This is a genomic window from Xanthomonas floridensis (assembly GCF_001642575.1).
GTDB lineage: Bacteria > Pseudomonadota > Gammaproteobacteria > Xanthomonadales > Xanthomonadaceae > Xanthomonas > Xanthomonas floridensis.
On record NZ_LXNG01000012.1, the window covers coordinates 1 to 22,389 of the forward strand.

A 22,389-nucleotide genomic window follows, 5' to 3' on the forward strand; every position below is an offset into this window, starting at 1 on the left:
TGCGCTATCGCGGCTTGGCGAAGAATACCGCGCAGGTGCTGACGCTGTTCGCGCTGTCGAATCTGTGGCTGAAGCGAAAGCAGTTACTGCCTGCCGTGGGGAAGGTGTGCCTGTAGCAGGGGCAACACCGCGCACATGCGCCGGAAACGGCCAAAAACCGCAGGCCTGAGCGTCATTGGCGCGACCGATGCGGCTTACCTCATCCTCCGATGGCGTTGATCAGACCATCCTTAGTAGGTCTGCCTGCTCTGCTTGATTGAAGCGTTCGTCGGCTGGTGCCCATTCGGCATACCGAAGAAGCATGTCGGCAGCGGCTTCGCCACGCCCCGGCTGACCGAAATCCCACTGCATGATGCCTACCGACCAGCCTGAGTTTCCCGTGCTGTGTTGCAAGGCGTACGCAGCGCCAAGATTGACTTCGCTTGAGCGTCCTACAGCATTGTAAGCAAGAACTTCAAAGCTCTGCCGGGTTAGTGCGTTGTATACGTAGTTTTGCGCCATACTCAGATCCTACGGGATGGATTTGGCAAGTTGCTCAAGTTGTTGGACGCGTGAACGTGTGATGCTTGCTTTACATGCTGCTGATAGATCTTCCAGCTCGCTGCGAGACATCCCCTGTACCATGGGCTCGGCTTGGCAATAGCTGTCGCGATAACTTCGCCAAGCATTGGCAGATGCCACAAAATTTTTTTCAAGATCATCAAGATACGCAGGGTCATCGCTTGTATAGCTGGAGTAACGTGTGCGTGCCTTGCTGATGATCTGTTTCTCAGTTGCAGTCATTCTTTCATCGATAGCATGACTTTGCTGCAGTGCTACACACGCAGGCCCTGATGCTTGGCAGTCATTTTTTGACAATGCCAACAGACAAGCCTCTCTGTCAGTGTTTGTACCAGCTCGTGAACAATCCGTACTGGTCTTTGATGTCCTTGACTTGCTTTGCGTGGTGGCGCCGACATCTGGCGACGAACAGCCGGTCAATGCCATGAGTAATGATGTTGCCATCCACGTTGCGGCGCTATGTCTACGCTGCGCAGAAAATTCATCTGATTTATGCTCTTTTCTTACCATTCGATATGCGCTCCAATTACCGGATTAGATAATCAAGCTGGCCAGAGAAATCAGGCCAAGGCAAGCTCTCTTCGCGCCAGGTTGGCATGGGGATGTCGGGGATACAATTGAAGTTAATTGCAACTCTATAATGGTGTCAGCGGCAACACCTTGCCCGGATTCAAGATCCCATCAGGATCCAGCGCCGCCTTGATCGCACGCATCGCGGCCAGCGTGGCCGGGTTGAAGGCCTGGGTCATGAAGTCGCGCTTGGCCACGCCGATGCCGTGTTCGCCCGACAAGGTGCCCTCCAGTGCCAGCACCAACGCGAACACGCGCGGCAATGCCGCATGCGCGCGTGCGTGTTCATCGGCATCGTCCGGGTCGTACATGATGTTGACGTGCAGGTTGCCATTGCCGGCATGGCCGAAGGCGACGATCGGCAGGGCGAACTCCGCCGCCAGCGCTTCCACGCCTGCAACCAGGTCCGGGATGCGCGACACCGGTACCACCACGTCTTCGTTGATCTTGCCTGGCTTGATGGTGCGCAATGCGGGCGACAACGCTCGGCGCGCGGCCCACAGTTTGTCGCGCGCGCTGCCATCGGCGGCGATGTCCAGGCTGATGACGCCCTCGCCATCGGCGGCATCGTGCAGGGCTTGCAATGCGTAAGGCAACGTGTCGTGATCGCCATCGGCTTCGATCAACAACATTGCGCCGGCCGCGGGCACGTCGCTGCCATTGCGACGCAGCAGCGCAATCGCACTGGCATCCATGAATTCCAGCATCGTCGGCATGGTCGGTTGTGCCATCACCCGCGACACCGCAGCCGCAGCGCTGGCGGCATCGCGGTACAACGCGCGCAGCCCGGCTTGCGCAACTGCACGCGGGGTCAGCTTCAAGGTCGCTTCGACGATGATCGCCAGCGTGCCTTCGCTGCCAACCAGTAAATGGGTGAGGTCGTAGCCGGTGGAATTCTTGGTATACGCGCCGCCGCAGCGGATGACGTCGCCGGTGCCGGTCACTGCGACCAGGCCGAGCACGTTGTCGCGGGTGGCGCCGTACTTCACCGCGCGCGGGCCGCCGGCGTTGGTGGACAAATTTCCGCCAACACTGCAGATTTCCGCACTGGACGGGTCCGGCGGCCAGAACAAACCATGCGGCTGCAAGGCCTGCTGCAGGTCGCCATTGAGTACGCCAGGCTGCACCACGGCGCAGCGGTCCTCCGGGCGCACTGCCACGATGCGATTCATGCGCGCCATCGATACCACCACGCCGCCGGAAAACGGCACCGCCGCGCCGGTGGTGCCGGTGCCGGCGCCGCGCGCCACGATGGGCACGCCATGCGCGCGGCAGGCCTGCACGATCGCCACCACCTCGTCGGTATCGCGCGGCAGCGCCACGGCGGCGGGCAATGCCCAGCGACGCGAATCGTCTTCGCCATAGCGGCGCCGCGCGTCGTCACCGGTCAACCAGCCATCGGGGCCAAGCCGCGCGGCCAGCAACGCGGCCAGGGCAGTGGGAAGCACATCGGTCATGAAGTGTGATCCTGTGGTGCCGCGCGCTGGATGCATTTCCATCCCAGCACCGCGACGGTGAGCGGCAGCCAGACCCAGCGCAGCTCGGAGAGCAGCGTGGCAAGGCCGCGCGCATTGAAGAAACCGTTGGCGAAGGGCGACACGCGAATCGGCCGCCATGGCGCGAACCAGCGCGCCTCGCTCCAGGGCCAGGTCAGTGCAACGCCTAGGCCACCGGAGGTCATCGCATCCAGCAATGGATGCGATGCGGCGCAGACGAACAAGAACGCTGCTGCCTGCAGCGCGTCCGCACGCAACAGGCGATGCGCAACACCACCCAGCAGCGCGATCAGCCCGGCAAACAGCAACGAGTGGCTGGCACCGCGATGGCCGAACGCATCTGCATACGGAACATGCAACGCGAACGCCAGCACATCGGCATCGGGCAACATCGCCGCGACGATGCCGGCACCGAGCAGGCGCGGCGACAGGCGGCCGCGTTCACTGGCGCACCAGAGCGCAAGCGGCACCGCGGCATGGGTGATGATGGTGGGCATCGCGCGTGAGTCGTTCGTCAGCAATCGTCGGCGCGGAAGGCGTCGCGGATCCAGTTCAGCACCGGCGGCTCGCCGCTGGCTTCCACCACATCGAAGCGGCACGGCAAGGTCGCCAGTGCCGGGTGATGGGCAAGGAACAACTGCGCGGCCAATACCAGCTTGCGGCGCTTGCGCCCATCCACCGACGCCGCGCCGCCGCCGAATCGGGCATCGCGGCGGTAGCGCACTTCCACGAACACCAGCATCTGGCTGTCGCGCATCACCAGATCCAGTTCGCCGCCGCGGTAGCTGGCATTGCCCACCACCAGGCGCAAACCGGCTTGCTCCAGCATTGCGCGTGCGGCCGCTTCCACTGCCGCACCGCGTTGCTGGCGCGCTGCCGGCATGGCTCAGCGGCCGTCGGCGATCGGCACCGGGCGGCCACCGTTGAAGGTGGACCAGGCCGGCGTGCGCAACACATTGCCGAAGCCGTCCAGATGCAAGGTGCCGGTGGCGCCGCGCAGGCCGCCGTCGGTGCCGGTGGCGAGCTTTTCCAGGTACGCACTGATCTTCCAGGCGTCATAGCCGAACGCGAACAGGCGTGCGGCCGGGCCGCGTGCGCTGGGCAGGGTGCTGGCCACCTGGCTGGCCGCCGGCAGGCCGGAGACGCCGAGCGCGGTCCAGGTTTCGCTGGGGTAGACGATGCCGTCCAGCGCCAGGTCGTCCTCGACCTTGCCGGTGCCGGCGACCAACTGCGAGGTGCCCACACGCGACTTGCCGGCAAACCCGCTCAACGCCAGCTGCGGCGCCAGCGCGCGCGCGGTGTTGCCGCGTACCGCCAGGAACACCGCATCGGCGGTGCCGTAGTTGCGCAGCTGCGCACCGATGTCGCCCGGCGCATCGGCCACGCTGATGCTGCCGGCCACCGTGCCGCCGCGCTCGGTGAAGCGATCGCGGAAGGCCTTGATGGTGCGCTTGCCGTTGTCGTCGCCGGTGCCGACGATCAGCACATTGCGGCGCTCGCGCGAGAGCAGGTACTCGGCGGCCATGATGCCGTCGTCTTCCGGTGCCAGCGAAAAGCCTGCGCTGCCGGTCGGCGGCGCCTTGTTGTCGGTGGGGCGGTTGAGCGCCAGCACCGGCACCGCAAGCTGGCCGCGCGCGAACAACGCGCTCACTTCGTCGCGCCCCAGCGGGCCGACCACGTAATCCACGCCGGCACCCACGGCCTTGTCGTAGGCGGCATTGGCACCGGCGGCAGTGCCGGCGGTGTCGAAGAACTGCACCTCCGGGCGGCGGCGGGTTTCGGCGTAGTAGCCGGCCAGCAGTCCGTCGCGCACCGGCGCCGCGGCGGTGGCCAGATTGCCGGTGAGCGGCAGCAGCACGGCCAGCTTGACCGGCGGGCGATATCCATCGCGCTCGGCCGGCGGGCGCTTGCTGGTGTCGAAGCCCCACTGCGCATCGCGCTCGAACGCGCGCGGCAATGCCAGGCCCCGGCTGATCAGCGCGCGACCGGCGAAGTTGTACAGCGGGTCGCCGGCCGGCAGTGCGGCCGTACGGCCTTTGAGCGTTGCATCGTCCAGCGCTGCCAGCAGACGCACGATGGCGCGCTGGTTGTCGCTACGGGGCGTGCCGGTCAGGCTGGCATCGGCGCGTGCACGGTCGGCGGCGGCGGCGAACAGGTCGCCGGTGGCTTCCAGCGCAGCGGCGCGTGCCAGCAGCCAGCGCGTCTGCAGCGGCTGCGTCAGCCCCTGCGGGCTGTCGCCCAGCGCCTGCAGCGCCTGCGCGCCCTGCTTGTCGATCACCGCCAGTTCGCCGGTCAGCAGCCCGAAGCGGGCACGGTCTTCCCCGCTCAGATGGCGTGCATTGACCTGCGCCAGCAGCGTGCGCGCACGCGCATCGTCGCCGGCGTCGTGCCAGCCGAATGCGGCGGCGGCCAGCAGGCGGCTGCGCTGCGCACCGCTGGCGCTGGCGGCCTCGGCTTCGAGCTGCTGCGCCGCCTCGCGCGGCTTGCCCTGGTCCAGCAGCGCCAGCGCCGCGCTCTGCGTCGGCGAGGCGGTCTGGGTGACGCTGCTGGTGGCGCAACCGGCCGCCAGCATGACCAGCAACGACAGGGCGGAGATCCTTGCAACACGCTTGTTCATTTCAGATCCATTGGACAGGGGCCGCCAGGGCGGTCCGTTGAAAACCGCTACGATTCTACCCTTTGCCCCCGGAAGACCGCTGATGATGTCCCCTGGAACCCTGCACGTGGTCGCCACGCCGATCGGCAACCTGGCCGACCTGTCGCCGCGCGCGCAGGAGGTGTTGCGTGGCGTGGCCGCGATCTGCGCCGAAGACACCCGCCACACCCGCCAATTGCTCAGCCATTTCGGCATCGACCGCCCGCTGCTGGCCCTGCACGACCATAACGAAGAGGCCATGTCCGAGCGCATCGTGGCGCGCCTGCGCGAGGGCGAGTCGCTGGCCATCGTCAGCGACGCCGGCACCCCGCTGGTCAGCGACCCCGGCTTCAAGCTGGTGCGCGCCGCCCGCGCGGCCGGTATCAAGGTCAGCCCCGTGCCCGGCGCCTGTGCGGCGATTGCCGCGCTCAGCGTCGCCGGCCTGCCCAGCGACCGCTTCGGCTTCGAGGGCTTCCTGCCGGCCAAGAGTGCCGCCCGCCGCGAGCGGCTGGCGCACCTGGCCGGCGAGACCCGCACCCTGGTGTTCTACGAGTCCTCCCATCGCATCGTCGAGTCGCTGGCCGACCTGCGCCTGGCCTTCGGCGACGACCGCCCGGCGGTGATCGCCCGCGAACTCACCAAGCTGTTCGAAACCGTGCTCGACGGCAGCCTGGCCGAGCTGCAGGCCAAGGTCGAAGCCGACGACAACCAGCGCAAGGGCGAGTTCGTGGTGATGGTGCAGGGCGCCGCCGACGCCGCCGACGGCCAGTTGGCCGAAGGTCGCCGCGTCTACGCCAAACTCGCCGAACACTTGCCGCCATCCACCGCTGCCAAGCTGGCCGCCGAGCTGACCGGTGCGCCGCGCAAGGCGTTGTATGGCGGCAATGGCTGACCCGCAGGCTGCGGAGAGCAAAAAGAAGGCACTGGAGCTGAATCAGTTCCAGTGCGTCCTGGATGTGTGGCCAGAGGCATTTCCAGCTCCTGCGAGTGCGTTGGAGCAGCCCAAAGAACCAGCCGCCGATATTCGCTTTCGTCTCGCCGATGGCTCCAGCTACGCTGTCGAGATCACACAGCTGCTGCGCTCCGAAGGTAAGGAGCGGCTGCGTGCGCGAGAAAAGTTGCTTGTCGCGCTGAGACCTAGGCTTGCGCGGCTGTTGCCGAAGGTGCGAGTAAGCCTGAGTTTTGCCGACGGTGCCCTTCCCGGACTTGCGGAGGCCGTTGAGCAGATCGAATACCTGCTTCGCCCGCACGCAAGCATGAAGGAGCCGCACATTGTCATCAGAAGCGGGCTTCCTGCGTTCATCAGCCACGTGCAGCTGTGGCCGTCCGATCAGCAAGGGGTTCTATCAGGCGGCGACTTCAAGGTGACTGCCTTGGTCAGGGATCAGGTAGCACAGTGCATCGGTCGCAAGCACCGAAACATCAGTGGATACCGCGCGCACGCTGACGCCGTCGCACTCTTGATCTACTGCCCGATGGCGCCTTCGCTTGCGCAGCACGCGATACCGGCGGAAGCGATCGGAGGGTCGTTCGTGCACGATTTTGAACGCGTCGTTCTTTATGCCGAAGAAAACGGCAGGCAGGGCATGATCTGGCGATAGCGCGTATAGTTCGCCCCGGCGGAGTCGGCCAGACAGTCGCGTCACTCGCAAGAGTGCCGAGGAAAGTCCGGGCTCCATAGGGCAAGGTGCCAGGTAACGCCTGGGCGGCGCAAGCCGACGGACAGTGCAACAGAAAGATACCGCCTACGTTCCCTTCGGGGAGCCGGTAAGGGTGAAATGGTGCGGTAAGAGCGCACCGCGAGTCCGGTAACGGACCGGCACGGCAAACCCCACCTGGAGCAAGACCAAATAGGGATCCATTGGCGTGGCCCGCGCTGGATCCGGGTAGGTTGCTTGAGCGCTGCGGTGACGTAGCGCCTAGACGAATGACTGTCCACGACAGAACCCGGCTTATCGGCCGGCTCCGCCGCCTTTCTTGGGCGTAGGCCCAAGAAAGGCACCCACGCTTCGTACCGCCTTCGGCGGTACAAAACGCGGGCCCCGCTCCGGGCATGCCAGATCCCCGCGGCTGTTTCGCTGCCTTATAGGGCGTTCGCCCAAGAAGGCACCCACGCTTCGTACCGCCTGCGGCGGTACAAACCGCGGGCCCCGGCTCCGGGCATGCCAAATCCCCACGGCTGTCGCCGCGCCCCCTTGACTCAAGGGGGCTTGCAGTTAGGTGGTTGGTCGCGGCGCTTGTGCGATGCGCTCGCTCACCCCAATTGCGGAATGGTTAGCCGAATAAGTGGTTGAATGGCGTGTCCAGGGCTTTGATGGGCATGCCCAGATCCCTACTGCTGTATCGCTGCCTTCTAGGGCGTTCGCCCAAGAAGGCACCCACGCTTCGTACCGCCTGCGGCGGTACAAAACGCGGGCCCCGCTCCGGGCATGCCAGATCCCCGCGGCTGTCGCCGCGCCCCCTTGACTCAAGGGGGCTTGCAGTTAGGTGGTTGGTCGCGGCGCTTGTGCGATGCGCTCGCTTACCCCAATTGCGGAATGGTTAGCCGAAGGAGCGGGTGAACAGCTCGTCCAGTGCGTCGATGATGGCCTGGCCTTGGTCTTTCAACGTGCCGGCAGGCTTGCTGAGCACTGACAGCGGCACCGAGGTCATTTCCAGGGGTTGCAGGATGACGCGTTGGCCGGCGACGGTGAATTCCGGGGTGAAGCGGGACGGGGTTGGCGAGTGCTTGGACTTGATGACCAAAGGCACGACGACACGGCGGGGAGCAGCGTCGAAGATCTTCGACTGGACCACGACCACGTAGGGAATGTTCTTGTTCTGTCCGACGTTTGCATAGACATCGAACTGGTCGGTCATAGCGTGGAGAACTCGTCCGCAAAGGAGCCGTGCGCGTCGGTGAAGGTCTTCCATTCACTTGCAGCGCGCTGCAACTCCATCGCCCTGGCGCTGTGGGTGTCGCGCTCCCTGGTCACGTACTCGGCCAGCAGTTCCTCCACCTTGGCCGACAGGTTGCCGGCCATCGCGCGGGCCTGGGAGGCCAGGTCAGCGTTGATGGTCAGGTTCAGCGGCTTCTTCGGTGCAGAAGCATCGTAATAGCGGTTCATGCGTTGCCTCCTAGATCATGCGCACGCTATGCGCATGATTGTGGATTGTCAACGTGTTCGGGGATGTCCAGCCGTGTTTCGCCCTGGAAGATGCCGTTTGGGCCGAAGCGGCGCTCGTGGATGAAGCCCCCGCCGTGATGGTCCACCGCTACGATGGTGCTGGCGCGGGTGCCGTAGCTGGGGCCGGCAATGAAGGCGGCCGAGAGCAGGCGTTCGGTGGACAGGTCCACGCCGGTATTCGGGAGGGTGTGGTCGGGCGCGGTGGCGGGGTTGCCCAGCGCGTCCCACAGCGGTTGCAGGTCGTCGCTGTCGTGAGCGCACCAGTCATGCAGGGCGCCAGTCAATGCGCGCGTCTTTGGCCACGGCATGTCCAACGGGCCGTTGGACATGCCGTGGATGCCTGGCTCCAGCTGGCGCGCCAGCGGCGGGTGGTTGCTCAGGTGCTCGCAGCGGTCTGCGTCGCACAGCAGCAGATTGAACGGCGGGAACGCGTGCCCGGCGCCTGCCAGATCGTGGGCATAGCCGGCGGCGTCCAGGCTGCCGGACAGGTAGTCCGCAATCAGATGTCCGCGCGAGCGGCCCGAGGCGGTTGCCAGCGGGTCGCGCACGTTGGTCACCACGGCAACGCGGCCGTCGCTGCCCAACCCAACCCAGCTCCCGCCCGAGCGCAGGTCGCGCCCGGCCAGCACGCTGTCGGCAGGCGCCGCCCATCGCGCCAACGGGGCGGTGGGCCGCTCATGGAATTCGTCGCGGTTGCCGGCCAGCAGCAGGCGCCAGCGCGGGTGGGTTTTCCAGGCAAGAGCGACCAGGCACATGCCAGCAATTGTCGCCGGTTTGCGCAGTTGCCGCGTGCAGCTGGCGCAGCGTGAAGTGAGACCGGGGTCGGGTTTACATGGCCTTCACAGCCCTGAATTTTCGTTCAATCTCAAAATCTGAGACGAAACAGCAACTTGTGGATAAGCTTTGAACAAGTCTCTAAAGAGTGCTGCAACTCATTGATGTGACTAGCGATTTGCCGCCTTGAAAACTGTTGACAACCTTTGACGCGCTGCTAAGGTGGGCATCGGAGGGAAAACCAGGTGTTTTGTGGTTTTTCGTGGTTCAATGATCCCCCAGCGGGTATTCGAGGTTGCATTCGGTGTTTCAGGGCGAGACTGCCATCACGGTGGACGACAAAGGGCGCATGGCGGTACCTACCGCATACCGCGACCTTGTTGCGCGCGTGAGCGGTAACCGTCTTGTGCTCACCTACAACCCGTTCGAAGCCGGCTGTTTGTGGCTGTATGCGGAAAAGGAGTGGGAACGGGTGCGCGACGATGTGATGTCCAAGCCCAACACCCAGCGCGTGGTCCGCACGCTGCAACAGAAGCTGGTGGGTTCATCCGCCGTGCTGGAGCTGGACGCCAATGGCCGTCTGAGCATTCCGGCCAGCCACCGCAATGCGGTCGGCATCGAAAAAAAGGCCGTGCTGCTGGGCATGGGCGACAAGTTCGAACTCTGGAGCGAGCAGGCACATCGCGCACTGATCCAGCAGACATTGTCTGACGGGGATCTGGGCGATGAATTGCTCGATCTCAGGTTGTGAGCCGGGGTGCCCGGATGCGCGGTGAAGCGCAGCCCGGTCACCCGGTGTCGCAGCCGCCGGCGGCACATGTGCCGGTGCTGTACACGCAGGTGTTGGACGGCCTGCAGGTGACCGACAACGGAACGTATCTCGATGGCACGTTCGGGCGTGGCGGACACGCACGTGGCGTGCTGGAACACCTTGGGCCGGGAGGTCGACTGCTGGTGATGGACAAGGACCCCGAAGCGATCGCGGTGGCCGAACAGAGCTTCGGTGGCGATGCGCGCGTGTCCATCCATCGCGGCAGTTTCGCCGGCCTTGGCCAGGTGGTCGCGGCCGCAACGGTGGACGGCATCCTGCTGGACCTGGGCGTGTCTTCGCCGCAGCTGGATGTGGCCGGGCGCGGTTTCAGTTTCGGCAAGGACGGCCCGCTGGACATGCGCATGGACCCGGACAGCGGCCAGAGCGCAGCACAGTGGCTGGCGCAGGCGACCGATCGCGAGATCGCCGATGTGCTGTGGACCTATGGCGAAGAACGCCAGAGCCGGCGCATCGCGCGGGCCATCGTGGCGCGTCGCGCCGAACAGCCGCTGCTGCGCACCGCCCAACTGGCCGAGCTGATCGCCTCGGTGATGCCGCGTGGCGACAGCAAGACGCATCCGGCCACGCGCAGCTTCCAGGCCATCCGCATCCACATCAACCGCGAGCTGGCCGATCTGGAAGCCGGGCTGGACGCCGCGCTGGACGCGCTCAAGCCGGGCGGCCGCCTGGCGGTGATCAGCTTCCACTCGCTGGAAGACCGCATCGTCAAGCAATTCATGGCCCGCTACGCCAAGGCCCCGCCGAGCAACCGCCGCCTGCCCGAAGCGCAGCCGTTCGTCCCCACGTTGCAGCTGATCAGCGGCGCGATCAAGGCCGACGACGCCGAGTTGAACGTCAACCCCCGCGCCCGCAGCGCGGTGTTGCGGGTGGCCGAGAAGCTGGGAATGGGGAATCGGGAATCGGGAATGGGTAACAGCCACAGCGCTGCTGCTCCCCGATTCCCAAATCCCGATTCCCCATTCCCGGCGTCTCCGAACGGAGACGCTGCATGAGCCGTCTGCTGCTCATCGTGCTGCTGGCCTGCAGCATCGCCTCGGCGATTGGTGTGGTGTACATGCGCCACATGCATCGCAAGTTGTTCGTGCAATTGTCCAAGCTCGAGCACACGCGCGATGAATTGAATATCGAATTCGGCCGGCTGCAGCTGGAACAGGCCACCTGGGCGGAAAGCAACCGGGTCGATCAGGTCGCGCGCGCGCGCATCGGGATGAAATTCCCGGAGACCAACGACATCGTGGTCGTGCGCCCATGACACACCTGCACGACAGCCGTGTTGCATGGCGCAGTGACGCACAGGGAGGTGCGCCATGAAGGCCGGCCGCAACCGTCCCCGCAGCAACTTCAACCTGCGCGGCCGCCTGACCCTGGTCGGCGTGGCGCTGGGCCTGTGCTCGGTCACCCTGATCGGCCGCGCGGCGTACGTGCAGTTGATCAATCGTGACTTTTACCAGCGTCAGGGCGAAGCGCGTTACCTGCGTGAGCTGCCCATCGCCACCTCGCGCGGCATGATCACCGACCGTAACGGCGAGCCGCTGGCGGTGTCCACGCCGGTGGAATCGATTTGGGTCAATCCGCAGGAACTGCTGCGCAACCCCGACCGCATCCCCGAGCTCGCCACCGCGCTCGGCCAGCCGCTGGACGAGTTGAATGCCAAGCTGGCGCAGAAGGCCAGCAAGGAATTCATGTACCTGCAGCGCCGGATCAATCCGGACAAGGCGCATGCGATCGTGGACCTGAAGATTCCCGGCGTGTTCTCGCAGCGCGAGTTCCGCCGCTTCTATCCGCAGGGCGAAGCGATGGCCCACGTGCTGGGCTTCACCAATATCGACGACCGCGGCCAGGAAGGCCTGGAGCTGGCGTTCGACGAATGGCTGCGCGGCAAGCCGGGCTCCAAGAAGGTGGTGCGCGATGCGCGCGGCGCCATCGTGGAGAGCGTGGACCTGGTGCGTCCGGCGCAGCCGGGCAAGGACCTGACGCTGAGCATCGACCGCCGCATCCAGTTCCTGGCCTACAAGGAACTGCGCAACGCGCTGGTCGAGAACAACGCTGCCGGCGGCTCGATGGTGGTGATGGACGTGGCTACCGGCGAAGTGCTGGCGATGGTCAACCTGCCGACTTACAACCCCAATTCGGTCACCGGCATCAACCCGTCGGCGCGCCGCAACCGCGCGGTCACCGATTTGGTCGAGCCGGGGTCGACGATGAAGCCGCTGACCGTGGCCACCGCGTTGACCGCCGGCGTAGTGACCAAGGACACCGTCATCGACACCAACCCCGGCTACATGTCGGTGGGGCGCTTCACCATTCGCGATGTGCCGCGCAACAACGGCGTGCTCAACGTCACCGGGGTGATCACCCGCAGCTCCAACATCGGAGCGGCCAAGATCGCCGCCAAGGTGCCGGACCAGACCTTCTATCAGTCGATCCGCAACTTCGGTTACGGCAGTGCGCCGCACAGCGGATTTCCGGGCGAATCCTCCGGCGTGGTACTGCAGCCGCAGCGGTGGAGCGGCCCGTCCAAGACCACCATGTCCTACGGCTACGGCCTGTCGGTGACGCCGCTGCAGATTGCGCAGGCCTATGCCACGTTGGGCAATGGCGGCAAGCTGACACCGCCGACCTTCGTGCGTGGCCAACATAACGAGTCGCGCCAGGTGGTCACGCCGGAAGTGGCGCGCGAAGTCATCGACATGATGGAAACCGTGGTCACCCAGGGCGGTGCCAAGGGCGCGGCGATCCTGGGCTATCACGTGGCCGGCAAGACCGGCACCGCCCGCAAGAACGGCGCCAACGGCTACGAGCGCGGGCATTACAACGCGCTGTTCGCCGGCCTGGTGCCGGCGACGCGGCCGCGCTTTGCCACCGTCATCGTCATCAACGATCCGCAGGGCAAGGTGTATTACGGCGGCCTGGTATCGGCGCCGGTCTTCCACAAGGTGATGGAAGGCGCGCTGCGCCTGATGGACGTGCCGCCGGACGACATCCAGTCGTGGCTGGCTGCCCAGGCGGCCGGCAAGACCGGTCAGCCGGTGGTCAAGCCGCAGCCGGCCGATCTGGATCCGGCCTTGGTGCCGGACCCGGTGGATGAAGTGTCGGCCGGCATTCCGACCGCCATCGCACCGCCGCCTGCGCCCGCGCAGCCGGCACCGTTGCAGGAGACCCGCCAGTGAGCCGCAGCATGCCGCTGTCGCAGCTATTGCCGGACCTGACGCTTGCGCGCGATGTGCAGGTCTCCGGCCTGGTGATGGACAGCCGTGCGGTGCGCCCGGGCGATGCCTTCGTGGCAATCGCCGGGTTCGGCGCGCATGGGCTTGGCTTTGTCGAGCAGGCGCGCGCCAAGGGTGCGGTGGCGGTGTTGTTCGAACCACCGGCACCGGCCGACCTGCCGGCACCTGCCGACGCGGTCGCGGTGCCCGGCCTGCGTGCACGGCTGGGTGCCATGGCCGATCAGTTCCATGGCCACCCGTCGCGCGCACTGCGCATGGTTGGCGTCACCGGGACCAACGGCAAGACCTCCACCGTGCAACTGCTGGCGCAGGCGCTGACCCTGCTCGGCACACCGACCGGTACGCTGGGCACGCTGGGCGTGGGCCTGTACGGCGCCGCTGTGCCGACCGGGTTCACCACACCGCTGGTGCTGCCCATGCACGCGTTGCTGGCACAGCTGCGCGAGGAAGGCGCGCAGGCGGTGGCGATGGAAGTCAGCTCGCACGCACTCGATCAGGGCCGCGTGGATGCAGTGCATTTCGACGTGGCGGTGTTCACCAACCTCACCCGCGACCATCTCGATTACCACGGCGACATGGAGCAGTACGGCGCGGCCAAGGCCAAGCTGTTCTCACGCGCCGGGTTGAAGGCGGCCGTGGTGAATCTGGACGATGCGTTCGGCCGCAGCCTGTTCGCCTCGCTCGATCCGGCACTGCGCGCGGTCGGCGTAAGTTCGCGTGGGCAGACCCAGGCAGGCGTACGCGCGCAGGCCCTGCAGCTGGACCACAACGGCATTGGTTTCGCGCTGCATCTCGCTGGCGCAGTGCACCCGGTGCACTCGCCGCTGTTGGGCCGCTTCAATGTGGACAATCTGCTGGCGGTAGCCGGCACGCTGCATGCGCTGGATTACGCCCCGGCGCAGATCGCGCAGGTGCTGGGCCAGCTGCAGCCGATCCACGGCCGCATGAATCGCCTCGGCGGCGCGCACGGCGCACCGCTGGTGGTGGTCGACTATGCGCATACGCCCGATGCGCTGGAACAGGCGCTGACCAGCCTGCGCTCGCATGCGCAGGATCGCCTGATCTGCGTGTTCGGCTGCGGCGGCGAGCGCGATACCGGCAAGCGCCCGCAGATGGCGGCCATTGCCGAACTCAATGCCGACGTGGCGATCGTCACCGACGACAACCCGCGCGGCGAAGACGGCGATGCGATCGTTGCCGACATCCTGCGCGGCTTTGCGCGCCCGGATGCGGCCATCGTGCAGCGCGACCGCGCCGCGGCGATCCTCCAGGCCATCGGCATGGCGGGTGCTTCGGACATCGTGCTGATTGCCGGCAAGGGCCACGAGCCCTACCAGGAAGTGGCAGGCGTGCGGCATGCCTTCGACGACGCGGCAGTGGCGGCGCAGGCCTTGCTGCCGCGCACCGTGCTGGGAGTGCGCGCATGAAGCTCACTCCGCTGTCGCTGATCGCGCATTTCGCCGGCGGCGAACTGCATGGCGACGACGCCATGATCGATGCGGTCGGCAACGATACCCGCACGCTCGGCAGCGGCAGCCTGTACGTGGCGCTGCGTGGCGAGCGTTTCGACGGGCACGACTTTGCGGCCGACGCGGTAGCGCGTGGTGCCAGCGGTGTGCTGGTCGAGCGCCTGCTGCCGACGCTGGGCGTGCCGCAGGTCCTGGTGGCCAACACCGAACTGGCCCTGGCGCGCATCGCTGCCGGCCTGCAGCGCGACCGTGCCACCCGCGTGATCGCACTGACCGGCTCCAACGGCAAGACCAGCGTCAAGGCGCTGCTGCTGACCATCCTGACCGAAGCCGGGCGTGTCGACGGCACCACCGTCTATGCCACGCCGGGCAATCGCAACAACGAGATCGGCCTGCCGCTGGCGGTGATTGCCGCGCCGGACGATGCGGATATCGCGGTCTACGAAATGGGGGCCGGCAAGCCCGGCGATATTGCCTATCTCACCGAGATCGCGCGGCCGCACGTGGCCCTGGTCAATAACATCGCACCGGCCCATCTGGAGCGCCTGGGCAGCCTGCTCGGCGTTGCACGGACCAAGGGCGCCATCTACACCGCGCTGCCGGCCGATGGCGTGGCGGTGATCAATGCCGACGACGCCTTCGGTGCCTGGTTCGAGCAGCACGTGCTGGCGCAGCCGGTACAGGGCCGTCGCGTGCTTCGGTACGGCCTGCAGGCCAGCGCCGAGATCACCGCGCGTGGGCTGCGACTGCATCCCGAGGGCGCACAGTTCACGCTGGTGACGCCGCAGGGCGAGGCGCAGATTGCGCTGCCGCTGCCGGGTCGCCACAACGTGCTCAATGCACTGGCTGCCACCGGCCTGGCGCTGGGTGCGGGCATCGCATTGCCGGTGATTGCCGCCGGCCTGGCGCAGGCGCGCCCGGTGGCTGGCCGGCAGATCGCCCACCGTCTGCCAGGCGGGGCGGTCCTGATCGACGACAGCTACAACGCCAACCCCGGTTCGCTGGATGCCGCCATCGACGCGCTGGCCGCCGCGCCGGGCGAGGGGTGGCTGGTCCTGGGTGACATGCGCGAACTCGGTCCGGAAGGCGCCGCATTGCATGCCGCTGCCGGCCGGCGCGCCCGCGCGGCCAGGCTGCAGCGCCTGTACGCGCTGGGCGACCTCAGTGCCGCGGCTGCGCAGGCGTTCGGCGCCGGTGGGCAGGTGTTCGCCACCCACGCGGAGTTGATCGAGGCGTTGCAGGCGGATCTTGCCGAAGCCGGCGGGACCACCGGCCGGGGGCCGGGGGCCGGGGAAAAGCAACAGCAAGCACCAGAAAATACGCAGGGAACTGTTTTGAGTCACGATCAGCAAGCGCAGTCTACGGATGCCCTCCCGGGTCCCGGGTTCATCACGATCCTGGTGAAGGGGTCGCGCGGCAGCGCCATGGACCGCATCGTCACCGCGTTGCTCGCACCTGCGGAGGATGCCTCCCATGCTGCTTGAGTTGGCGCGCTGGCTGCAGCAACTGGAGAGCCTGTTCGGGCTGTTCAACTATCTGACCTTCCGCGGCATCCTGGCTGCGCTGACCGCGCTGTTCCTGTCGTTGTGGATGGGCCCTGCGGTGATCCGCAAGCTGGCCCAGTTCAAGGGTGGCCAGCCAATCCGGCAGGACGGCCCGCAGACGCATTTCTCCAAGGCCGGCACGCCGACCATGGGCGGCTCGCTGATCCTGCTGACTGTCACCCTGTCGGTGCTGCTGTGGGGCGACCTGCGCAACCGTTATGTGTGGCTGGTGCTGGCGGTGATGATCTGCTTTGGCGCGATCGGCTGGTACGACGACTGGATCAAGATCGTGCGGCGCGATCCCAACGGCCTGAAGTCGCGCTGGAAGTACCTGCTGCAGTCGATCTTCGGTCTGGCCGCTGGCTTGTTCCTGTACTACACCGCCGACGTGCCGGCGGCGATCACGTTCTACATTCCGATGTTCAAGTCGATCGCGCTGCCGCTGGCGGGCGTGAGCTTCGTGGTGATTGCCTATTTCTGGATCGTCGGCTTCTCCAACGCGGTGAACCTCACCGATGGCCTGGATGGCCTGGCGATCATGCCCACCGTGCTGGTGGCGTGCGCACTGGGTGTGTTCGCGTATGCCTCGGGCAACGTGGTGTTTGCCGAATACCTGAAAATCCCGCTGATTCCGGGCGCTGGCGAGCTGATCATCATCTGCTCGGCGATCGCCGGGGCAGGGCTGGGCTTTTTGTGGTTCAACACCTACCCGGCGATGGTGTTCATGGGCGACATCGGCGCGCTGTCGTTGGGCGCGGTGCTGGGTACCATCGCGGTGATCGTGCGCCAGGAAATGGTGCTGGTGATCATGGGCGGCGTGTTCGTGATTGAAACGCTGTCGGTGATGATCCAGGTCGCCAGCTTCAAGCTGACCGGCAAGCGCGTGTTCCGCATGGCGCCGATCCATCACCACTTCGAACTCAAGGGTTGGCCGGAGCCGCGCGTGATCGTGCGCTTCTGGATCATTTCGGTGGTGCTGGTGCTGATCGGCCTTGCCACGTTGAAGGTGCGCTGATGAACGACATGTCCCGCCAGGCCACGCGACTGGACGCCATCGGCGGCCGCTACGATCCGTGGCTGCTCGGCGCGGCGGTCACGCTCGCCTCGCTGGGCGTGGTGATGGTGGCGTCCAGCTCGATCGAGCTGGAAGCAAGCCCGTTCTATTACCTGACCCGCCACCTGCTGTTCCTGGGCGTCGGCATCGGGCTGGCCTTCTGGGCCATGCGTACCGAGCTCAAGACCATCGAGCAGCACAACCAGATGCTGCTGCTGGGCTGCTTTGTCATGCTCATCATGGTGTTCGTGCCTGGGCTGGGCAGCACCGTCAACGGCGCCAAGCGCTGGATCAATCTGGGCGTGTCCAGATTCCAGGTGGTCGAGTCGGTCAAGGTGCTCTACATCATCTGGTTGGCCAGTTACCTGGTGCGTTTTCGCGACGAGGTCAACGCGACCTGGCAGGCCATGCTCAAGCCGGTGTTCGTGGTCGGTTTCCTGGTGGCCCTGCTGTTGCTGCAGCCGGACTTCGGTTCGTCGATGCTGCTGTTGAGCGTCACTGCCTGCATGCTGGTGCTGGGCGGCGCGCCGATCGGGCGCATCATCCTGCCGATTCTGCTACTGCTGCCGGCGCTGGTGGCGCTGGTGATCTTCGAGCCGTACCGCATGCGGCGCGTCACGTCCTTCATGGACCCGTGGGTCGATCAGCTCGGCTCGGGCTACCAGCTGTCCAACGCACTCATGGCCATCGGCCGTGGCGAGTGGATGGGCGTGGGCCTGGGGGCGTCGGTGCAGAAGCTCAACTACCTGCCCGAATCGCATACCGACTTCATCTTTTCGGTGATCGCCGAAGAACTGGGATTCATCGGCGTCTGCGGCGTGGTGGCCCTGTACGCTCTGCTGGTCGGCCGGGCGTTCTGGCTGGGCATGCGCTGCGTGGAAATGAAGCGCCATTTCTCCGGCTACGTCGCCTTCGGTATCGGCCTGTGGGTGGCGATGCAAAGCTTCGTGTCGATCGGCGTGAACTTGGGAATTCTGCCAACCAAGGGCCTGACCCTGCCGCTGATTTCCTCCGGCGGTTCGTCGGTACTGATGACCTGCGTGGCGATGGGCCTGCTGCTGCGCGTGTCCTATGAAATGGACCGCGCCGAGCGGCTGCGCAGCAAGCTGTCGCCGCAGGGCGCGGGCACTGCATCCTCCGAGCCGGCTGAGCCGGCGGTCGACCCGGTTCCGCCGGCGTATACCGCGGGACGCAAGCCGCAGCGTGAGACGGCGGCAGCGCCGGCACCAGTGGCAGCGCCGTCTCCTGCAGCACCTTCAGTGGCGCCGGCATCGGCAATCTTGCGTGGCACCAGCCGGATGCAGCCGCGTGTGGAACCGACCTTCGGGAGGATTGCATGAGCGTCTATGCGAATCCCGCGCAAGAGCCCGCACGTTCACGTGTGGAGATTCAACCAGTGATGATTCTGGCCGGCGGTACCGGTGGACATATTTTCCCGGGCCTGGCCGTGGCCAAGGTACTGCGCGCGCGCGGCGTGCCGGTGACCTGGCTGGGTGCCGACGGGGCGATGGAAACGCGGCTGGTACCGCAGCACGCGATCCAGATCGACACGCTGGCCATCAGTGGCCTGCGCGGCAAGGGCGTGATCAAGTTGCTTGGCGCACCGGTGCGGGTGATGCGCGCCGTGCGCGCCGCCGGTTTCGTGCTGCGCAAGCGCCAGCCGCGTGCGGTGATCAGTTTTGGAGGCTTTGCGGCTGGCCCGGGCGGTCTGGCCGCGCGCCTGCTCGGCGTGCCCTTGCTGGTGCACGAACAGAATCGCGCGCCCGGCATGACCAACAAGGTGCTGTCGCGCTTCGCGCGCCGCGTGCTGACCGGTTTTCCGGGCAGCTTCGCTGGCGAAGAAGCAGTGGGTAACCCGGTGCGCGCGGAAATTGCCGCGCTGCCGGATCCTGCGGTGCGTCTGGTTGGCCGCGGTGGCCCGGTGCGGGTGCTGGTACTGGGCGGCAGTCAGGGCGCACGCGTGCTCAATCAAGCCGTGCCGTCGGCGTTGGCCGCGCTCGGTCACCCGGACGTGCAGGTCCGCCACCAGTGCGGTGAAAAGCTGCGGGGCGAAGCCGATGCGGCGTACACGCAGGCTGGCGTCGATGCCAGCGTCGAACCCTTCATTGCCGACATGGCCGACGCCTATGCCTGGGCCGACCTGGTGGTGTGCCGTGCAGGCGCCTCCACGCTGGCCGAACTGTGCGCTGCCGGTGTCGGCAGCGTGCTGGTGCCCTTTGCCGCCGCCGTGGACGATCACCAGACCCGCAATGCCGAATACCTGGTCGGCGCGGACGCCGCCGTACTGCTCAAGCAGGACGATACGTTGGCCGTGCGCCTGCAGCAGGTCTTGCAGACCTTGCTCACCGACCCGGCACGCCGCCTGTCGATGGCGCAAGCCGCCCGCACCCTGGCCAAGCCGGACGCCGCCGAACGCATTGCCGACATCATTCTGCAGGAAGCCGGGAGTGGTGAATCGGGAATGGGGAATCGGCAGAGCTCAGAACAATTGCAGGAACAGACAGTGATGCAAGAAAACAAGCGCACCGGTCAGGCGCTCAACGCCGCCGTTGCCTCGCTTTACACGATTCCCGATTCCCAATTCCCGATTCGCCCCTCCACCGGAGGTGCCGCGTGATCCGCCGTCTACAGGACAGTGGCGATCTGGTGCGCGCGTTTCCGCGCGTGCATTTCGTGGGTATCGGCGGCACCGGCATGAGCGGCATTGCCGAGGTCATGCTGACGCTGGGCTACGAAGTGTCCGGCTCGGACAACGCCGATAACGCGGCAACGCGACGGCTGGCCAAGCTCGGTGCGCGCGTGATGCGCGGCCACTCGGCCGCCAACGTGCTCGGCACCGATTGCGTGGTGGTCTCCAGCGCGATTCGCGAAGATAACCCCGAGCTGATGGAAGCGCGTAGCCAGCGCATCCCGATCATGCCGCGTGCGGCGATGCTGGCCGAGCTGATGCGCTTCCGTCGCGGCATCGCGGTTGCCGGTACGCACGGCAAGACCACCACCACCAGTCTGGCTGCGGCAGTCCTGAGCGAAGGCGGCCTGGATCCGACCTTCGTCATCGGTGGCCAGCTGCTGGCCGCCGGTGCCAACGCCAAGTTGGGTGGCGGCCAGTGGCTGGTGGCCGAAGCCGACGAAAGCGATGGCAGCTTCCTGCGGCTGAATCCGCTGATGGCGGTGATCACCAATATCGACTCGGATCACCTGGAAAACTACGGCAACGACTTTGCCCGGGTGCAGGCCGCGTTTGCCGAATTCCTGCAGCGCCTGCCGTTCTACGGCCTGGCCCTGCTGTGCATCGACGACCCGGAAGTGGCCGCGCTGGCCGGCAAGACGCCGCGTCACGTAATGAGCTACGGCATGAGCGAGAACGCCGACGTGCGTGCCGAAGACGTGGTGCAGGATGGCCCGCGGATGCGCTTCACCCTGCGTCTGCCCGAAGGCACCACCACGCCGGTGACGCTGGCATTGCCGGGCCGCCACAACGTGCTCAATGCATTGGCCGCTGCCGCGATCGGCTGGCAGCTCGGCGTGGAGCCGCAGACCATTGCGCGCGCGCTGGAAAATTTCGCCGGTATCGGCCGCCGTTTCAACGATCTGGGCGAAGTCACCACCAGCAACGGCGCACGCGTGCGCGTGGTCGACGATTACGGCCATCACCCGCGCGAGCTGGAAGCGGTGTTTGCCGCCGCCCGCGGCGGCTGGCCGGACAAACGCCTGGTGGTGGCGTTCCAGCCGCACCGTTACAGCCGCACCCGCGATCAGTTCGATGCCTTCGCCGCCGTGCTGAGCACCGTCGATGCACTGGTGTTGAGCGAGGTCTACCCGGCCGGCGAAGCGCCGATTCCCGGCGCCGACTCGCGCGCATTGGCGCGTGCCATCCGTGCGCGCGGCCGCAGCGAGCCGGTGGTGGTCGGGCAGATTGCCGGTCTGGCCGAAGTGCTGCCGGACGTGCTGCAGGACGGCGACCTGCTGTTGATGATGGGCGCTGGCGATATCGGTTACGTCGCCCAGCACATCATCAATCACGGCTTTGTCGGAGAGCAGGCATGAGTGCGCCGATCGCCGCCGCGCGCAGCAACGATCCGGCCGCGTTCGGCCGCGTCGCCGTGCTGCTTGGTGGAACCTCGTCCGAGCGCGAGGTGTCGTTGAATTCCGGCAACAACGTGCTGGAGGCCTTGCGCGCGCGCGGTGTCGATGCGCAGCCGGTGGACGGCATTCCTGCACTGGCGCAGGCGCTGGTCGCCGGCCGCTTCGACCGCGTGTTCAACGTGCTGCATGGCCATAACGGCGGCGGCGAAGACGGCATTGTGCAGGGCTTGATGGAAGCCTTCGGCATCCCGTACACCGGCTCGGACGTGTTGGGTTCGGCCTTGAGCATGGACAAGATCCGCACCAAGCAGGTGTGGCTGTCGCTGGGCCTGAGCACGCCGCGCTATGCGCGGCTGGCTGCTGGTGCCAGCGCCAATGAAATTCACGCTGCCGCCCGGAAGATCGGCTTGCCGGTGATCGTCAAGCCGGCCAACGAAGGTTCCAGTGTCGGCGTCAGCCGCGTGTTCGACCAGGCCCAGCTTGAAGAGGCAGTGGTGCTGGCTGCGCGCTACGACGGCGCGTTGCTGATGGAGCAGCTGATCGAAGGCGATGAACTCACCGTGGCCGTGCTCGGCGATACCGCATTGCCGTCGATCCGCATCGTGCCCAAGGGGCAGTGGTACGACTACAACGCCAAATACATCGCCGAGGACACGCAGTACCTGTGCCCCGGCCTGGAAGGCGAGGCCGAAGCGCAGATCCGCCAGCTCGCCCTCGACGCCTTCCGTGCTGCCGGCTGCCGCGGCTGGGGCCGCGTGGACGTCATGCGCGATCGCACCAGTGGTCAGCTCTACCTTTTGGAAGTGAACACCGCTCCCGGCATGACCAGCCACTCGCTGGTGCCCAAGGCCGCCCGCCAGCGCGGTATCGAGTTCGAAGAACTGGTCTGGCGCGTGCTGGAGCAGACGCTGTGAAGCCGGGATTGGGGAACGGGGAATCGGGAATCGCAAAAGCGACAGCCGGCAGTGCGCCGC

General features: G+C 66.3%; 22 protein-coding genes, 1 other RNA gene and 1 pseudogene. 15 read left to right on the forward strand and 9 right to left on the reverse strand.

The annotated features are described in order from the left end of the window. Positions 1-116, forward strand: a pseudogene (locus tag A7D17_RS23610) (IS5/IS1182 family transposase); the annotation flags it as partial. Positions 117-219: 103 nt separating this feature from the next. On the opposite strand, the gene A7D17_RS23995 reads toward A7D17_RS23610, so the two are convergent. The 6 genes from A7D17_RS23995 to A7D17_RS07275 all read right to left on the reverse strand — a co-directional run bounded on the left by A7D17_RS23995 (position 220) and on the right by A7D17_RS07275 (position 5,244). Next, positions 220-501 carry a hypothetical protein gene (locus tag A7D17_RS23995; protein ID WP_153041915.1) on the reverse strand — a complete coding sequence of 94 codons (282 nt, stop codon included), beginning with the start codon at positions 499-501 and terminating at the stop codon, positions 220-222. A gap of 9 nt (positions 502-510) precedes the next feature. Beyond that, entirely contained in the window at positions 511-1,071 is a 561-nt protein-coding gene (locus A7D17_RS22685; protein WP_082861804.1) for a lysozyme inhibitor LprI family protein, read from the reverse strand. Between the two features lie 125 nt (positions 1,072-1,196). Further along, the gene (locus A7D17_RS07260) at positions 1,197-2,588 is read right to left on the reverse strand and encodes an FAD-binding oxidoreductase (RefSeq protein ID WP_064508494.1); all 1,392 of its coding nucleotides are present in this window, start codon (positions 2,586-2,588) and stop codon (positions 1,197-1,199) included. Next, positions 2,585-3,124, reverse strand: coding sequence for a metal-dependent hydrolase (locus tag A7D17_RS07265; protein WP_024939435.1), 540 nt, complete (start codon positions 3,122-3,124; stop codon positions 2,585-2,587). Before A7D17_RS07265 ends, A7D17_RS07260 begins: the two co-directional genes overlap by 4 nt. A gap of 17 nt (positions 3,125-3,141) precedes the next feature. Then, the gene (locus A7D17_RS07270; protein ID WP_064508495.1) at positions 3,142-3,510 is read right to left on the reverse strand and encodes a YraN family protein; all 369 of its coding nucleotides are present in this window, start codon (positions 3,508-3,510) and stop codon (positions 3,142-3,144) included. A gap of 3 nt (positions 3,511-3,513) precedes the next feature. Continuing rightward, complete coding sequence (locus tag A7D17_RS07275) at positions 3,514-5,244, reverse strand: penicillin-binding protein activator (RefSeq protein WP_064508496.1); 1,731 nt, start codon at positions 5,242-5,244, stop codon at positions 3,514-3,516. An 82-nt stretch (positions 5,245-5,326) separates the two neighbouring features. Between A7D17_RS07275 and rsmI the strand changes: the two genes are divergently transcribed. From rsmI to rnpB, 3 genes are all read left to right on the forward strand, one after another. After that, a complete protein-coding gene (gene rsmI, locus A7D17_RS07280; RefSeq protein ID WP_064508497.1) occupies positions 5,327-6,154 on the forward strand; it encodes a 16S rRNA (cytidine(1402)-2'-O)-methyltransferase in 828 nt (275 codons plus the stop codon). A 481-nt stretch (positions 6,155-6,635) separates the two neighbouring features. Beyond that, on the forward strand, positions 6,636-6,863 hold the full coding sequence (locus A7D17_RS25090) for a hypothetical protein (RefSeq protein ID WP_193395327.1): 228 nt from the start codon (positions 6,636-6,638) through the stop codon (positions 6,861-6,863). Positions 6,864-6,883: 20 nt separating this feature from the next. After that, positions 6,884-7,233: RNase P RNA component class A (gene rnpB / locus A7D17_RS07290), an RNA gene on the forward strand. 570 nt (positions 7,234-7,803) lie between these two features. Here the strand turns inward: rnpB and A7D17_RS07295 are convergent. Genes A7D17_RS07295 through A7D17_RS07305 form a run of 3 tightly spaced genes read right to left on the reverse strand, consistent with a single transcriptional unit; the run spans position 7,804 to position 9,184 of the window. Beyond that, positions 7,804-8,121: a CcdB family protein gene (locus A7D17_RS07295; RefSeq protein ID WP_064508499.1), complete on the reverse strand. Its 318-nt coding sequence runs from the start codon at positions 8,119-8,121 to the stop codon at positions 7,804-7,806. Then, complete coding sequence (locus A7D17_RS07300) at positions 8,118-8,369, reverse strand: type II toxin-antitoxin system CcdA family antitoxin (RefSeq protein WP_064508500.1); 252 nt, start codon at positions 8,367-8,369, stop codon at positions 8,118-8,120. Before A7D17_RS07300 ends, A7D17_RS07295 begins: the two co-directional genes overlap by 4 nt. 26 nt (positions 8,370-8,395) lie before the next feature. Then, positions 8,396-9,184, reverse strand: a complete 789-nt coding sequence (locus A7D17_RS07305) for an NRDE family protein (RefSeq protein ID WP_064508501.1) — start codon at positions 9,182-9,184, stop codon at positions 8,396-8,398. Positions 9,185-9,498: 314 nt separating this feature from the next. Here A7D17_RS07305 and mraZ point away from each other — a divergent pair, with 314 nt between their 5' ends. From mraZ to A7D17_RS07360, 11 genes are read left to right on the forward strand one after another with little or no spacing between them, the layout of a single operon-like run. Then, on the forward strand, positions 9,499-9,954 hold the full coding sequence (gene mraZ, locus A7D17_RS07310; protein ID WP_005910933.1) for a division/cell wall cluster transcriptional repressor MraZ: 456 nt from the start codon (positions 9,499-9,501) through the stop codon (positions 9,952-9,954). Between the two features lie 14 nt (positions 9,955-9,968). Then, a complete protein-coding gene (rsmH, locus tag A7D17_RS07315; protein WP_064508502.1) occupies positions 9,969-11,027 on the forward strand; it encodes a 16S rRNA (cytosine(1402)-N(4))-methyltransferase RsmH in 1,059 nt (352 codons plus the stop codon). Beyond that, positions 11,024-11,287, forward strand: a complete 264-nt coding sequence (ftsL, locus tag A7D17_RS07320; protein WP_005991913.1) for a cell division protein FtsL — start codon at positions 11,024-11,026, stop codon at positions 11,285-11,287. Before rsmH ends, ftsL begins: the two co-directional genes overlap by 4 nt. 55 nt (positions 11,288-11,342) lie before the next feature. Continuing rightward, entirely contained in the window at positions 11,343-13,205 is a 1,863-nt protein-coding gene (locus tag A7D17_RS07325) for a peptidoglycan D,D-transpeptidase FtsI family protein (RefSeq protein WP_064508503.1), read from the forward strand. Between the two features lie 8 nt (positions 13,206-13,213). Continuing rightward, the gene (locus A7D17_RS07330; RefSeq protein ID WP_161946533.1) at positions 13,214-14,689 is read left to right on the forward strand and encodes a UDP-N-acetylmuramoyl-L-alanyl-D-glutamate--2,6-diaminopimelate ligase; all 1,476 of its coding nucleotides are present in this window, start codon (positions 13,214-13,216) and stop codon (positions 14,687-14,689) included. Further along, complete coding sequence (locus tag A7D17_RS07335; RefSeq protein ID WP_064508505.1) at positions 14,686-16,215, forward strand: UDP-N-acetylmuramoyl-tripeptide--D-alanyl-D-alanine ligase; 1,530 nt, start codon at positions 14,686-14,688, stop codon at positions 16,213-16,215. The genes A7D17_RS07330 and A7D17_RS07335 overlap by 4 nt, the downstream gene beginning before the upstream one ends. Continuing rightward, positions 16,205-17,290, forward strand: a complete 1,086-nt coding sequence (mraY, locus tag A7D17_RS07340; protein WP_010367638.1) for a phospho-N-acetylmuramoyl-pentapeptide-transferase — start codon at positions 16,205-16,207, stop codon at positions 17,288-17,290. Before A7D17_RS07335 ends, mraY begins: the two co-directional genes overlap by 11 nt. Beyond that, entirely contained in the window at positions 17,290-18,669 is a 1,380-nt protein-coding gene (ftsW, locus tag A7D17_RS07345; protein ID WP_064508506.1) for a putative lipid II flippase FtsW, read from the forward strand. Before mraY ends, ftsW begins: the two co-directional genes overlap by 1 nt. Beyond that, complete coding sequence (gene murG, locus A7D17_RS07350; protein WP_064508507.1) at positions 18,666-19,946, forward strand: undecaprenyldiphospho-muramoylpentapeptide beta-N-acetylglucosaminyltransferase; 1,281 nt, start codon at positions 18,666-18,668, stop codon at positions 19,944-19,946. Before ftsW ends, murG begins: the two co-directional genes overlap by 4 nt. Next, positions 19,943-21,376, forward strand: a complete 1,434-nt coding sequence (murC, locus tag A7D17_RS07355; RefSeq protein WP_046962612.1) for a UDP-N-acetylmuramate--L-alanine ligase — start codon at positions 19,943-19,945, stop codon at positions 21,374-21,376. The genes murG and murC overlap by 4 nt, the downstream gene beginning before the upstream one ends. Next, positions 21,373-22,329, forward strand: a complete 957-nt coding sequence (locus A7D17_RS07360) for a D-alanine--D-alanine ligase (protein WP_064508508.1) — start codon at positions 21,373-21,375, stop codon at positions 22,327-22,329. The genes murC and A7D17_RS07360 overlap by 4 nt, the downstream gene beginning before the upstream one ends. Positions 22,330-22,389: the final 60 nt, after the last annotated feature.